General features: G+C 50.1%; 12 protein-coding genes and 1 riboswitch. Of the genes, 11 read left to right on the forward strand and 1 reads right to left on the reverse strand.

Going from position 1 to position 14,059, the window contains the following annotated elements; all coding sequences use genetic code 11:
- Positions 1-42: 42 nt before the first annotated feature.
- Positions 43-2,523 (reverse strand): (2S)-3-sulfopropanediol dehydratase, encoded by a 2,481-nt coding sequence (hpsG, locus tag ACNI29_RS09215; protein ID WP_419781915.1) that lies wholly within the window; start codon positions 2,521-2,523, stop codon positions 43-45.
- A 537-nt stretch (positions 2,524-3,060) separates the two neighbouring features.
- Here hpsG and ACNI29_RS09220 point away from each other — a divergent pair.
- The 11 genes from ACNI29_RS09220 (at position 3,061) to ACNI29_RS09270 (ending at position 14,004) form a co-directional block, all read left to right on the forward strand.
- Positions 3,061-3,453, forward strand: coding sequence for a PPC domain-containing DNA-binding protein (locus ACNI29_RS09220; protein ID WP_419781916.1), 393 nt, complete (start codon positions 3,061-3,063; stop codon positions 3,451-3,453).
- 23 nt (positions 3,454-3,476) lie between these two features.
- Positions 3,477-4,067 (forward strand): ECF transporter S component, encoded by a 591-nt coding sequence (locus ACNI29_RS09225; RefSeq protein ID WP_419781917.1) that lies wholly within the window; start codon positions 3,477-3,479, stop codon positions 4,065-4,067.
- 12 nt (positions 4,068-4,079) lie between these two features.
- Positions 4,080-4,877: an energy-coupling factor transporter transmembrane component T family protein gene (locus ACNI29_RS09230; RefSeq protein ID WP_419781918.1), complete on the forward strand. Its 798-nt coding sequence runs from the start codon at positions 4,080-4,082 to the stop codon at positions 4,875-4,877.
- Positions 4,864-5,730 (forward strand): energy-coupling factor ABC transporter ATP-binding protein, encoded by an 867-nt coding sequence (locus ACNI29_RS09235; RefSeq protein ID WP_419781919.1) that lies wholly within the window; start codon positions 4,864-4,866, stop codon positions 5,728-5,730. Before ACNI29_RS09230 ends, ACNI29_RS09235 begins: the two co-directional genes overlap by 14 nt.
- Positions 5,720-6,517, forward strand: coding sequence for an energy-coupling factor ABC transporter ATP-binding protein (locus ACNI29_RS09240; RefSeq protein ID WP_419781920.1), 798 nt, complete (start codon positions 5,720-5,722; stop codon positions 6,515-6,517). The genes ACNI29_RS09235 and ACNI29_RS09240 overlap by 11 nt, the downstream gene beginning before the upstream one ends.
- Before the next feature lie 43 nt (positions 6,518-6,560).
- A complete protein-coding gene (ybaK, locus tag ACNI29_RS09245; RefSeq protein ID WP_419781921.1) occupies positions 6,561-7,025 on the forward strand; it encodes a Cys-tRNA(Pro) deacylase in 465 nt (154 codons plus the stop codon).
- A gap of 179 nt (positions 7,026-7,204) precedes the next feature.
- Positions 7,205-7,933: a sulfite exporter TauE/SafE family protein gene (locus ACNI29_RS09250; protein WP_419781922.1), complete on the forward strand. Its 729-nt coding sequence runs from the start codon at positions 7,205-7,207 to the stop codon at positions 7,931-7,933.
- Between the two features lie 13 nt (positions 7,934-7,946).
- Positions 7,947-8,357: a MarR family winged helix-turn-helix transcriptional regulator gene (locus tag ACNI29_RS09255; protein ID WP_419781923.1), complete on the forward strand. Its 411-nt coding sequence runs from the start codon at positions 7,947-7,949 to the stop codon at positions 8,355-8,357.
- A 270-nt stretch (positions 8,358-8,627) separates the two neighbouring features.
- Complete coding sequence (locus ACNI29_RS09260) at positions 8,628-10,862, forward strand: methyl-accepting chemotaxis protein (RefSeq protein ID WP_419781924.1); 2,235 nt, start codon at positions 8,628-8,630, stop codon at positions 10,860-10,862.
- Between the two features lie 264 nt (positions 10,863-11,126).
- A riboswitch (cobalamin riboswitch) is annotated at positions 11,127-11,286 on the forward strand.
- A 262-nt stretch (positions 11,287-11,548) separates the two neighbouring features.
- Positions 11,549-13,606, forward strand: coding sequence for a ribonucleoside triphosphate reductase (locus ACNI29_RS09265; protein ID WP_419781925.1), 2,058 nt, complete (start codon positions 11,549-11,551; stop codon positions 13,604-13,606).
- Between the two features lie 167 nt (positions 13,607-13,773).
- Positions 13,774-14,004 carry a hypothetical protein gene (locus ACNI29_RS09270; protein ID WP_163351445.1) on the forward strand — a complete coding sequence of 77 codons (231 nt, stop codon included), beginning with the start codon at positions 13,774-13,776 and terminating at the stop codon, positions 14,002-14,004.
- Positions 14,005-14,059: the final 55 nt, after the last annotated feature.

A 14,059-nucleotide genomic window follows, 5' to 3' on the forward strand; every position in this document is an offset into this window, starting at 1 on the left:
CTCACGCATGAGGCCTTAAAGGGTGTTGATTGTCTTTAAGCTCTAGATGGTTTCGTGTGCGGTTCTTCTGATCAGGTCGTCCTGCAGATCCTTGGAAAGGTCGCAGAAGTATGCGGAGTAACCGGCGATACGAACGATCAGGTTGCGGTACTGCTCGGGATTTTCCTGAGCTTTTTTCAGGGTGTCTGCGTTAACTACGTTGAACTGGATGTGCCAGAGACGCAGGTCGCAGTATGTGCGGATGAAGTCTACCAGCTTCTTGGTGCCTTCTTCTCCTTCTACGCACTTGGGTGTGAACTTGATGTTTACCAGACGTGCTGCACGTTCACGGTAGTTGAAGTTCTTGGTGGTGTAGTTGGAGAGCATAACCGCGGTAGGACCGTTCTTGTCTGCACCGTGGGATGCGGAGGAACCGTCGGAAAGCGGGGTGTATGCGTAACGTCCGTTAGGAGTCGCGGATACAACTTTACCGAAAGGTACGTGGGAAGTGAAAGGCACGTAACGAACGTCGAGGTGTACGCCGAGTTCCATCTGGTACTTTTCTGCGAAACCTACGCAGAGTTCGTCCAGTTCTTTAGCAATGGAATCCGGGTAAGGATCGTTGTTGCCGTAGCAGGGAACGTTCTGGAGCATAGCGCGGACATCTTCGTGTCCTTCAAAGTTTGCCTTACAAGCTTCAACGATCTGTTCCATGGTCAGAACTTTATCTTCGAAGACCAGTTTTTTGATGGCAACGAGGGAGTCTACTACAGTACCGAGGCCCATGAATTCGAAGTAACCGAGGTCGATTCCGCCGGGTACGTCGGGCTGGTGCAGGTCGGTGCAGCTTTCCATGCACAGGTCATGCATTGCGGAACCGAAAGGTGTTGCGAAGTGGTTCTTGCGCAGACGGATAACGTTGGCCTGCTGAACGAAAGCGTTTTTCAGGAAGTTGTTATGCTGTGCTTTGTATGCATCGTAGAACTCATCCCAGGTCTTGAAGGAGCAGGGATCACCGGTTTCGATGGAGAGCTGCTTGTCGCCGTATTTGAGCATCTTTCCGTTGTAAAGGACCATCTCAACCGCTGCCGCAAAGTTGATGTAGGGGTTACCGGAAGTGTAGGTGTCGCGGTTGGGCATTCTGATTTCTGCGCAGCCGGATACAGCGTAGTCGTAGATCTCGTCGAATTTTGCGCCCTTGGAGAGGTGCAGGGGAATTACTTCTTCATCGTTGATCAGTTTCGGGAAACCGGAACCTTCTTTGATGGTTTCTGCAACTTCAGCAAGGAAACGCTCGGGGGAACGTGCGTGGATGCGTGCAGCGAGGTCAGGGTAGTGATGCGGGAACTCACGCTTGGAACGCAGGAAGAGGTAGGTGAGGTCGTTGGTAGCATCAATGCCTTCTCTGGTCTGGCCACCGACAGTAACAGCTTCCCAGTGCGCGTAGCCTTCGTTGAATGCGCCGCCCTGAGGGGAGATGTAGAGGTCGATGAACTGGGCCATGCCTACGTACATGCACTCGATGAATTCGATAGCCTTGTCTTCGTCAAGGATACCTGCTTCAACGTCCTGCTCGTAGTAAGGGTAGAGGTACTGGTCCATGCGGCCGTTGGAGATGATGGTACCGGTCTTCTGCTCGAGACGGGAGAACATCTGGGTGAACCACTGGGACTGTACTGCTTCGTGAAAGTTGGTAGCGGGCTTTTCGGGAACGTTGCGGCAGACTGCAGCCATGGTTTCCAGTTCTGCCTTGCGTACGGGATCGGTCTCAGCAGCAGCTTTTTCTGCCGCGAGGTCAGCGTGGCGGTTGGCCCAGAGGATAACTGCGTCGCAGATGATCACGATAGCTTCAAGGAAAGGAATATCCTTGGTGTTGGCTTTGGGGGAGAAAGTATCGATGTTGTCGAGTCTTTCCTGTGCTTCTGCACGGATGCCGCCGAAACCACGCTTGAGGATCTTTTCGTAGTCGTGAACCCACTGCAGGGAGGAACGGAAGGAAGAGGTTTCGTTAACGATGAAGCGGGAGATCAGGCCTTCGGGATCATCGTAAGTCAGGGTGTGAACATCTTCGGGCAGTGCCTGGTTCAGGGCTTCGTGGTAGGTTTTACCTTTCCAGAAAGGAGCGATTTCTTCGATAACGATTTTAGCGTCTTCTTCAGTGATGGAGAAGGGAGAACCGGAACGCTTAGGCAGTTCTTCAACAGCCATATCGAGGAAGTCACCGTCGAGTTCGGGGTAAAGGATGCCGTAACGACCGGGGTATCCGGCGCGACCGCAGAGCAGGTTGTCATCATCAATGTATACAGTGATGTTTTCAGCAACGTGCTTCATGGCCTTGGCCCAGCGCAGGATCAGGGGCTGGCCTTCGGTTTTTTCCATGGATTTGGTGAAGTAAAGAGCACGCTCTACGTCGATGGCGGGTTTCAGGCCTTCGATGGTATCAAGAATTTTGAAAACACGTTTGTGTGTTTCGCGGAAAGGATTGTTTTTACCGGCAATTTTATCTTCGAGCATCTGCTCATGAGGTGAACGACAACATTCCATTTGGATTCTCCTTCTATGTTTACTGTGGAAAAATTTTGTCCACAATCGTGGGCGAATTACTTCTCCCTGAAGCATGGAGTGTGCCAAAATAGATTGCTTCTCTAGGATGTTGAAAACAAAGGGTTTTTGCGAGTGTGTGCTTTGGGCCGATATCGAGGTTGGAAATACGGGCTTGTTGCAATTTGGAAACAACACTGGCTCGAAACCAGTTTATCCAAGTAAAACGGGGAGTAATCACTTTGTGCAGTTTTGCAACCGGAATGGAGCGGTTTCATTTTTGCAACCTGTGCTTCTGCTGCCTCAAAAGGGTATGAGAATATCGGCACAAATTAGTTTAGCTATACGGGAGTATGGCTTTTAACAGCAATTACAGAGGCTCATTCTTCTGGAGGCATGTCTTTTATCTTAAATATAGCTTTTCTAAATATATGAAGCTTCGATAGATTTTTATTTCCGATTGGATGTATCTGATATGGTAATGTATTTGTAACTCCTTAAAAGGAAAGGTCAATCTTAATCAGGGATGGAGTTAGTTGCATGGAACCATTGGCACTCCGGTTGAAGCCGGGTCAGGATCTTCTGCTGGAGCTGGAAAACGTTGTGCAGGAACAGGGAATTGAAGCCGCCTGCATGCTTACCTGTGTTGGTAGTCTGACCCGCGCGGTGTTGCGTTTTGCCAACCAGCCGCAGACCACTGAGCTGAACGGGCATTTCGAGATAGTTTCCCTGACCGGGGTGCTTTCCCGGCACGGTTCCCATTTTCATGTCGCCATTTCTGACGGGGAAGGAAAAACCATCGGAGCGCACCTGATGGAGGGCAGCAGGGTCTACACCACCGCTGAAATAGTGCTGGGTGTTTTACCGGAGTATTCTTTCCTGAGGACTTTTGACCCCGAGACCGGGTATCCGGAACTGGAAATCAAATCATAAACCAGCAGCAAGGAGTGAGTGGGATGGGTATCAGTGCAGAATTCAAAAAGGATTTTACAACATTTACATGGGTTCTGATCGCAGTGGCGATCGTTATTAACATTGCCGTGGGACAGCTTGTGTCCCTACTCAAGCTGCCTATTTTTCTTGATTCCATCGGTACAGTTCTGGTGGCTGTTCTTGCCGGACCATGGGCTGGCGGCCTTGCAGGACTGATCACCAACCTTATCTGGGGCGTTATTTCATCCCCGGTTGCTGCGGCTTTTGCTCCTGTTGCCATGGTTATCGGTATTGCAGCAGGTTACTGCGCAAGAATGGGTCTGTTCAAGAACTGGTGGACCGCAATCCTCGCCGGTCTGATTATTACCGTTTTTAACTCTGTCGTTGCAGTTCCCATCCGTCTTTACATGTTCGGCGGCGTTACCGGTAGTGGCGCTGATTTCGCCATGGCTTACCTGCTGGCGCTGGGCCGTGATCTTTTCGGTTCCGTGGTCGTCACCGTATTTACTTCCAACGTCATTGATAAAGTTGTCACCGCCGTTCTGGTCTGGGGTATTGTTAAAGGCCTTCCCGAAAGGGCTGCAGCCCGTTTCCCCATGCTGGCAAAAGCATAAGGTCCAAGACTTTTGCAGACTGAAAATATATCCCTGTTTTGTGCAGGGAAATCATGTGTTCATTCCGTCCACCCCCTGAGCAAGCTTGTCTTTGTGCTGCTTACGGGGGTGGCGGTTTATTGTGCTCCCGGCGGTATCTGGCCTGATGCAGGATTGTTTATCCTGAATACGGTTCTGGCTGTGCTGGCTGGTGTATCCGGGCGGGTCTGGAAATTCCTCTGGTGCACGCTTCTGCCCATTGCCCTGTTTATGGTTCCTATTCACGGCTTCCTCTATCCCGGCAACCAGACTGTGCTGATTACTTATCACGGGATATCTTTATATATTGAAGGGCTGCAGTTTGCTGGAACCATGCTTTTGCAATTGGCGGCGATTCTGAGTGTGTCACTACTGTTTGTTTTTACAACCGATCCGGCTGATTTGATTACTTCCCTTATTCAGGCGGGACTGCCGTCTTCGCTGGCCTATGTCTGCGGAAGCCCTCTGCTCATGCTCCCGGCCATGCGCGCACGGGTGAAGACTATTCAGGATGCGCAAAGGGCCAGGGGGCTGGATTCCGAAGGTAGATTCATTAACAGGGCCAAATCCATTGGACCGCTTATTTCCCCCCTGATTCTGGGGGCTTTTTCCGAGATTGAGCAACGGGCCATTGCCCTTGAGTTGCGCGGATTTAGTGCCACAGGTCCGCGAACATTCATGCGTGTGGTTGAAGATTCCGCAGGGCAGCGAATTGCAAGGGGTGTGATGCTGTCGGTCTGTCTGCTGCTACTGCTCTACAAAACAATATTGTACCGCTATGTCCCTTATTGAGATTAAAAAATTTTCATACACTTACGCTGCTTCTGCTCTCCCGGCCCTGAGCGGTCTGGATTTGAGAATCGGGGCAGGTGAATTTGTGGCTCTCATCGGAGCCGACAATAGCGGCAGGTCAACCCTTTGCAATGCTCTTTGCGGGGCGGTTCCCCGGCTTTATCATGGGCAGACAGATGGCAGTATCCGTGTTTGCGGAAAGGATACCGCTGAAACTCCGCTGGCAGAGCTGGCGGAATCGGTTTTCCTTGTCATGCAGAATCCGGAGCGGCAGCTTTCAGGCATCCGTTTTACCGTCGCTGAAGAGGTTGGTTTCAGCCTTGAAAACCGGGGCGTTGAACGCTGTGAAATTATAGGCCGGGTGGAAAAGGCGATGGCTCTTACCGGGCTTTCTGATCTGGCGGAGCGTTCCCCCCATCATCTTTCCGGCGGACAGTTGCAGAAAGTCGTCCTTGCTTCTGCTTTGGCCTGTGAAACGCCTTTGCTGGTCCTTGATGAGCCGACAACTTTTCTTGATCCTTTGGCGGCAAAGCAGGTTTTCGAGATTCTGGACGGTTTGCGCAGCAGCGGGACAACCATTGTGCTGGCGGAACAGCGTATGGAGAGCATCGCTTTATATGCCGACCGTGTGCTGGCCCTGCATAAGGGGAAGGTTGTGCTGGACGGTCCGCCTGCTGAAGTTCTTGTTTCGCCGGTGATGAAGGAAATCGGTCTGGATTGGACCCGGTTCAGCAAAGTTGCTGCATTGGCCCGTGAATACGGACGCTGGGCGGAAAACAGGAAGCTGGCCGCAACATTCGGTGAAGTTGTCGAAGGTCTGGATGCAAGCGCAGGAGGCAGGCATGACTATTGAGGTTTCTAATCTATCTTATTGCTATGCGGGCGGCGTGCAGGCTCTTAATAATGTTTCCATTACCCTGAATCAGGGCGAAATTGTCGCGTTGCTTGGGCATAACGGTTCCGGCAAGAGTACTCTGGTCCGCCATTTCAATGGGCTGCTCAAGCCGACAAGTGGAACCGTTGCCGTAGATTCTGTTTCAACTGCCGATGAGAAAATATCGGTGCTGGCAGGAAAGGTAGCCATGCTTTTCCAGAACCCTGACGACCAGATCTGCAAGGCAACTGTGCTGGATGAAATTGCTTTCGGGCCGAAAAATCTGGGCTACGCACCGGAGCGAATAAGCGGGCTTGCCGAGGAACTCCTCTCAGCCTTCGGTCTGCTGGAGCAGAAGGAGCGCAATCCCCATGATCTGGGATTCAGCGAGCGCAAGCGGCTGGTCATGGCTTCGGTGCTGGCTATGGATACCGGGATTGTCGTTTTTGATGAGCCTACAGCCGGGCTTGATCCCCGTGAAATAGCCATGCTTGAGTGCAAAATTTCAAAGCTGAGACAGCAGGGCCGCACTGTGGTGATCATCAGCCACGACATGGATTTTGTGGCTGAGAATTGTTCGCGGGCGATCTGCCTTGAAAAGGGTAGCAAGCAGTTTGACGGCAATATTTCCGAGCTGTTTATTGATAAGGATTTAATGAAGCGGTGCGGATTGCTGGCTCCGCAGGTAGTGCAGCTGGCAGATCATTACGGCTTGGCACTGGATGAAATCACCCCGCAGGGCTTTATAAATAAATTGCCGGCCTAGTGCTCCCTTGCCAACCCTTGGCCCTGTTGTGTAAAAAGCCCCCATGACACCTGCAATTAATATCGCCAAGAAAAAAAAGATCAAGTTCAAGGTCCATGAATACGAGCATGACCCGTCCGCCGAAGCCTACGGCAAAGAAGCCGCTGAAAAGCTGGGCGTAGACCCGGAGCGTGTTTTCAAAACACTTGTTGCCGGAAGCGGGCGTGATCTCTTCGTTGCCGTGGTTCCGGTTATGAAAATGCTGGACCTGAAATCCCTTGCCAAGGCCGTGAAGGTCAAAAAGATCTCCATGGCAGACGTGAAGCTGGTGGAGCGCACCACCGGATACGTGGTCGGCGGGGTCAGTCCGTTGGGCCAGAAGAAGCTTCTGCCCACTGTAATCGACTCATCCGCAGCAAATTTTGCAACCATCTATGTCAGCGGCGGCAAGCGCGGGCTTGATATTGAACTCAGTCCGCAGGATTTAGCCGGGTTGCTGCGCGGGAGTTTTGCGGAGATTGCGCGCTGATTTTGTGATTATGTTTTAATTTGTTGGTCAGTTTTAAGCCCGCCCGATTAATTTCAGGCGGGCTTTTTGATGCCTGTGGAATTTATTTCGCTTCACAAATAGTTTGACATTCAAATTAAGTTTGGAATAGGTGTTTTGAAAACTGTTTAATTTGATTCTCAAACTATATGGAGTTCAAAATGGAATTCGATTCAATCTTCTGGGTTGCCATGCAGTCCAGCCTGTTTCTGGGTTTGATCCATGGAATCAACCCTTGCGGGCATTCATGGTTGGTTCTGGCCCCATTTGTGTATGGGGAGAAAAACGGCAAGCGTGTTTTCTCTTTGACCTCGGCCTTTATTCTGGGAACCACTCTGGCCTGTCTTATTATCGGGCTGACCTTGGGGTCCATTTCCTTGACCATCCCGGATTCGTTGACATACATCGTTGACATCATCACCGTGGTGATTCTGGTGCTTCTGGGGGCAATACTGATTGTCAAACCGGAACTGCTGCACAGCCACGACCACGACCACAGTCATGGACATCATGACCACAGCCATGACCATTCGGGACATGAACATGCCCACGGTTGCGGGTGCTCGTGCAGCCACGGAAAACTTAACCTGCGCAGCGTCACTTTCTGGGGCCTGTTCTCAATCGGATTTGTGAACATGATTGTGCCTTGCCCCACCGTGGCGATAATGTATAAATACGCCCTTGATTCTGGAAGTGTTTTCAAAGGGACTGCGGTGTTTGCAAGCTATGCATTGGGAACAGCCATTGCTCTTGCGGCGGTTATTTATGCCATTTACCGGGCGGCATCCTTTGTGCGTGCTCTTGAACAGGATTGGGTCGAGCCTCTGGTCATGCGTACTGCCGGGATGATGACTATCGGTTTCGCCGTTTACAGTTACATTAAATTATAAAGCGGAGGTCCCTGTGCTGGATAAGCTCAACCATGCGGTAATTGAATTTTATGAGAAGCTTTCTTCCTGGGAGCATGATGTTGTGCGTGAAAAAGGGCTGACCCTGCCCCAGATGCATACTCTGGAGGTGTTGGGCATCCATGAGGCCATGCGCATGAAAGAGCTGGCTCAGCGCATGGGGATTACCACCGGGACTTTGACTGTGCTGGTTGACCGGCTTGAAGATAAGGGGTTTGTCTGCCGCAAACCGCACCAGACCGACCGCCGCTCCATAATTGTCGAACTGACTGAAACCGGGCAGGAGATGTTCGAAGAGCATGACCGTCTGCATCTGAGATTGATTGAAGAGATTACTTCCGAATTTTCCGAAGAGGAGAAGGTTATCCTGCTTGGCTGCGTTGAAAAGATGAACAGGGCGTTTTGATAAAGGTTCTTTTGAACATTTAAAGAACATCTGTGGAAAACTTTTGTGCAAAAAGCACCCTGTATCTATGTAAGGTATGGGGTGCTTTGCCTTTTTATATAAAAATAATTTGAGTATGAGCTTCAACTTGTTCATATTTTGAGTTTAATACCGAAATCAGTTGAAAAGAGTTATCATTTTCATTATTCCCTCTGGAAGTACTTTTCATGAAGTCAATTATAGTTTTCATTTGAAAACGAGAGTCATTTTCATAAATGAAGGAGCGGGGGAATGAAATACACTTTTAAATTATCACATAAAATAGTGGCAGGTATGCTTCTTTTCTTATTGTGTGCTTTGTGTCTGGGCGGAGCTTCAATCATGACCCTTAAAGGGTTGACCGCAAAAATGGAAGTCCGCAACCAGCTTGATGAGATCATCAGCCTTGGAGCGGAAGCACAGGCTTTAGCTATGGACTGGTTGGTTCATCGCGAAGAGCTTTCCATGGATCAGTCAGGTAAAGGCGGAGTAGAGTTACTTAAGGCATATAATGATAAAGTCAGACACATGAATGGGGAGTTGGACACTGCCATGGGTGCAACTGTCGATGAACAGGCCCGCGTGGCTCTTTACGAACTCAAAGAGTCATTTAACTCTTTTGATCGCAGTTTCAACAATTTTCAGGTCCAGTTCAATTCCGGGGTGGGGCAGGTTAAACGGCTGCGTGAAATTTCGGTAGAAATTTTGGGGCAGGCTCTTTCCCTGCAGAAAAGTATCGAGCGTTCAGCGAGAAAGCAGGGCAAGATAAATACAGTCCTGCAAGAAAAAGTATTTTCGTCTTCGGTTGACGATCCGGGTTTGCTTGCACAGAATCTTTCCAAATCCATAGATGATCTGAATGAACTGGCAGCCAAGAGGCATGTTTCAGCAATCATGCTCAACAAGCCTCTTGGATTTCAGGAAATGGCTAAGGATTTTATTCTTTATAAAGATGCAGCCAGCGGTTCCGGTTTGATTGTCGATATTGAAAAGCTGATGGGCATTGATCCGGATTCGAGCATGGGGGCTTCCTATCCACAGTTTGCCCCGCTGTTTTCCAAGGGGCGCGAGGCTAAGCTGTTCAATATAATTGTTGGATTGACCGGTGAATATCTAGATATTTTTAAATCCTACTACAACCTCAGCCTTAAGATGCAGAAATCCATGAAGGACATGGACAATGCCCGCATCGCGCTCATCGAACAGGAGTACACTATTCGCACGGCTCAGGTCGTAAGCTACAATGCTATGCAGGAGCGGGCTGTTTATGTCGTCAGCGGCTTGAGTGGGTTGGCTGCTTTGATCGGCGTGTTGCTCATTCTTGTCAGCCGCAGGATCATCATTAACCCTCTTCGCCGAATTATCGGGGAAATTGCCCGCACCAGCCGTGACATAGGTGCGGGAACTGCTGACCTGTCGTTCAGGGTGCGGCAGGAAGGAAATGGCGAACTGGGGGATCTGGCGGATTCGTTCAACGGGTTAATGCATGTAATTGAGAAGGATCGGGTCAAGGTTGAGCAGGCCACTGAGGCGGCTGAACGTGAAGCTTTGGCTGCCCATGATGCTTTGGAGGGACTGAATGAGGCCCAGAAGGAAGCGGAAAGTGCACGCAGGCAGGGGGTTCTTGATGTTGTGCGCAATCTTGAACAGATTGTCAGCGGGCTATCCGTAGCTTCTGATGAAATCAGCAACCATGTGGCGGATTCCAGCAGAAGGGCAAGGGAGCAGCAATTAAATCTTTCGGAATCAACTTCAGCCCTCGATCAGATGACCTGCTCCATTCAGGATGTTGCCCGTAGTTGCTCTGATGCTGTGGTCGGGGCCGGGGATGCCATGAATACGGCCAACCGCGGGGCTGAAATGACTGGGGAGGCCATTCGGTCTATCTTCAGTGTTAAAGAGCAAAGCGATAAACTTAAAGACAATCTTAATGATATGAATGTCCGGGTCGAGGACATCGGGCGGATCATGTCTGTTGTAAGTGATATTGCGGACCAGACCAACCTGTTGGCACTCAATGCGGCAATTGAGGCGGCCCGTGCCGGGGATGCCGGACGTGGTTTTGCCGTGGTGGCTGATGAAGTGCGCAAACTTGCTGAAAAGACCATGAATGCCACCAAGGATGTCAGCCTTGTGGTTGAGGCAATTCAAGACAGCTCTCATGCGAATGTTCAGAGTATGGAAGAGGCTGCAATGTCTGTACTGGATAGCACCCGCCTTGCTGAGCAGGCCGGGGACGCCCTCGGGGAAATTGTAAACCTCGTTGAAGGGGTTACCGGACAGGTTCAGAATATATCTGCAGCCGCTGAGCAGCAGTCAGTTTCATCGGATCAGATTAACTCCTCATCCCGAAAGATAAATCAGATGGCAGAGCTGACCACAAAATCCATGCAGAAATCAAATGATTCCGCAAAAGATCTATCCATTCTGGCCATGGAATTGCGTACATTGATTGATGGATTGCGCGAAGAGTGCCGCGCTGTTTAAGTCGATAATAAAAATTAAGCTGCTGTTACAGGCCTGCAAAAAAATATTTCAGCCGGGTATTTTTACCCGGCTGATTTTGTGGGAAAATAGCAGAGGATTTTGTTTCTAAATCAGTCTCTTAAGCTCTTTTGAACATCAAAAGAACAACTGTGGAAAACTTGTGTTCCACATGAGTTATGCCATGCGGCTCTAGGGCTGATAGGGTGTTCATTAAGAAATAGTCTAGAGAGTCTTGACCATATTTTTGAGTCTGGTAGACTGCTTTCAGTCGTCAGCACTTCAGGAGTTCGTTTGACGCTTTCTGAGCATTTGAAAACGAACAAGACGGGAACCCGGTTTGAATCCGGGGCGGTCCTGCCGCTGTCAGGGAGGCATTCTGTGCACAACCCCGAGCCAGCACCCCGGCCTGAAGCGTACCTGCCCGATGCCAGTCCTGTTTCATAAATTAAGGATGGCGTGATAGAGAGGCAGGTCAGTTCAATTTACCGGAATCCCTGTTTCTGACTTTTTTCCGGTTTCAAAAGTCCTGCAGGATGTGCCTTCCGGGCCACCTGCTCCAATTGCCACACCACCATAAGACACGGCTTGTCCGTGGGCTTGCAATCTGGGGAGGTTGCATCCTTTTCTGCGTTCTTTTTTTGGCGCGGCGGTGATGTGTGCGGACAAATTTTTAATCAGGTAGTTTAATGCCCAAACAAATTCTTAAGCGTGACGGATGTCTCGAGTCCTGGTCTACTGAGCGTATTTCTGAAGCTATTTTTAAAGCTCTCAAAGCAAGCGGTATCAAAGACCCCCTGCTGAGCAAGCGCCTTGGCCGCAAGGTTGAGCAGAAGCTTGCAGATGTTGATGTACCTGAACAGGAAATGGTTCAGGATATGGTACAGCTGGTACTCATGGAGAACCGTCTCTACTCTGTCGCTGAACGTTACATCATCTACCGCGAAAAGCGCCGCGAACTTCGCCGTCAGGATGAAACATACCTCGACATCGCCGGAACCATCGAAAGCTACCTCGACCGTTCCGACTGGCGGGTAAATGAAAACTCCAACATGGGGCATTCCTTTCAGGGACTGATGCTGCACATGTCCGGAGCTGTTCAAGCCCGTTACTGCCTTGAAAAGTACCCTGAGGAAATCAGGCTTGCCCACGAGCACGGCTATTTCCACATTCACGATCTTTCTTTCGGCCTTGCAGGATATTGCGCCGGCTGGTCCCTGCGTGACCTGCTTCTGGACGGTTTCGGCCTTAAAGGCCGTTGTTCTTCCGGTCCTGCCCGCCATTTTGATTCTATTACCGGGCAGATGGTCAACTTCCTCGGCACTCTGCAGAATGAATGGGCCGGAGCACAGGCTTTCAACAACGTTGATACCTATCTCGCGCCTTTCATCCGTTACGACGGTCTGGATTATGACCGCGTGAAGCAGATCGTGCAAAAGCTGATTTTCAATCTGAATACCACCTCCCGTTGGGGCGGCCAGAGTCCGTTCACCAACTTCACCTTTGATATGGTTCCGCCCAAGCACATCGCTAACGAGCCTGTCATCATCGGCGGTGAATTCCAGGATACCACTTACGGTGAGTATCAAGAAGAAATGGAGATGATCAACCGCGCCTTTGTTGAAGTCATGCTCGAAGGTGACTCCGACGGCCGTATCTTCTCTTTCCCGATTCCCACTTACAACGTTACCCCGGATTTTCCGTGGGAAAGCGAAGTTGGTGAATTGCTCCTGCAGATGACCGCTAAATACGGTGCTCCTTATTTCCAGAACTTCATCAACTCCGACCTCAATCCCGAGGACGTGCGTTCCATGTGCTGCCGTCTGCAGATGGACCTGCGTGAGATCCGCAAGAAAACCGGTGGCCTTTTCGGTGCCGGGGACCTGACCGGTTCCATCGGTGTTGTTACCCTTAACCTGCCCAAGCTGGCATATCTTGCTCAGGGTGAGGAAGATTTTCTCGACCTGATCACCGAGTACGCTACTCAGGCCAAGGATTCTTTGGAATACAAGCGTAAGCTGGTTTCCGCCAACTTTGAGAACGGTATGTTCCCCTTCTCCCAGCGTTACCTGAAGAACGGTTTCAAGGGCCATTTCTCCACCATCGGTCTCATCGGTGGTAATGAAGCCTGCCACAACCTGCTGGGTAAAGGTATTGATACCCCTTCCGGTTCACGCCTCATGCAGCGGGTTCTGCACCATCTGCGTGATCTGACCGTGCAGTTTCAGGAAGAAACCGGAAACCTCTTCAACCTTGAAGCTACTCCGGGTGAAGGAACCTGCTACCGTCTGGCAAAGATCGACAAGAATCTCTATGCCGATATCTACACCTCCGGTAGCGATACCCCTTACTATACCAACTCCACCCTGCTGCCCGTAGGTGCTACCGAGGACGTTGTTTATGCTCTCGAACACCAGAACGACCTGCAGACTCTGTATAATGGCGGAACCGTATTCCACTCCTTCCTCGGCGAAGCAGTGCCCGATACCACCGCACTTAAGAACTTCATCATTAAAGCTATGACAAATACCAAGATTCCTTACATCTCGGTGACTCCGACCTTCTCGGTCTGCGAGGAGCATGGTTATCTCTATGGCGAGCATTTCGAATGCCCTGACTGCGGAAAGGATGCCGAGGTTTATACCCGTATTGTCGGGTACTACCGTCCGGTAAACCGCTGGAACAAGGGTAAGCAGGAAGAGTATCGCGAAAGGACTGAATACAGCTACAATTCATGCGCATGCTAGAATTGATTCGGTTGAAGTAAACATATTGAAATGAAAAGTCCGGGGGAATCCAGTTTTCTCCCGGACTTTTTGCTGAGCATCATTTATATTATTTTGTAATTGCTTGCGTTAGCGGTTTTCAGGATGTAGATTTGGGTACTGACCGGAACCATTAACAGTTTATGAGTATGATACTATCAGCCAGCCAGTTACGCGCTCTGCGCCAGAGAAATGATGAGGAACTTCGCAAGGGAAGTTACGCCAAGCATGGCTACCCCGCGAATACTATTCAGGATTTGCTTCATACTGTTGAAGCATTGAAAAGTGAAAAGAAGAAGTGGAAGAAAGTTGCTCAAGAGCGCGGAGAACTGCTCAATAAGATGAACGGTTTATTGGAAGACTACAACAAATCAAAATAATAATAGAATAGAGCTGTCTCAGCCCACTCTGTGTTTTGCAGAGTGGGCTTTTTAT

Source organism: Maridesulfovibrio spiralis (SeqCode), assembly GCF_048571135.1.
Taxonomy (GTDB): Bacteria; Desulfobacterota; Desulfovibrionia; order Desulfovibrionales; family Desulfovibrionaceae; genus Maridesulfovibrio; species Maridesulfovibrio spiralis.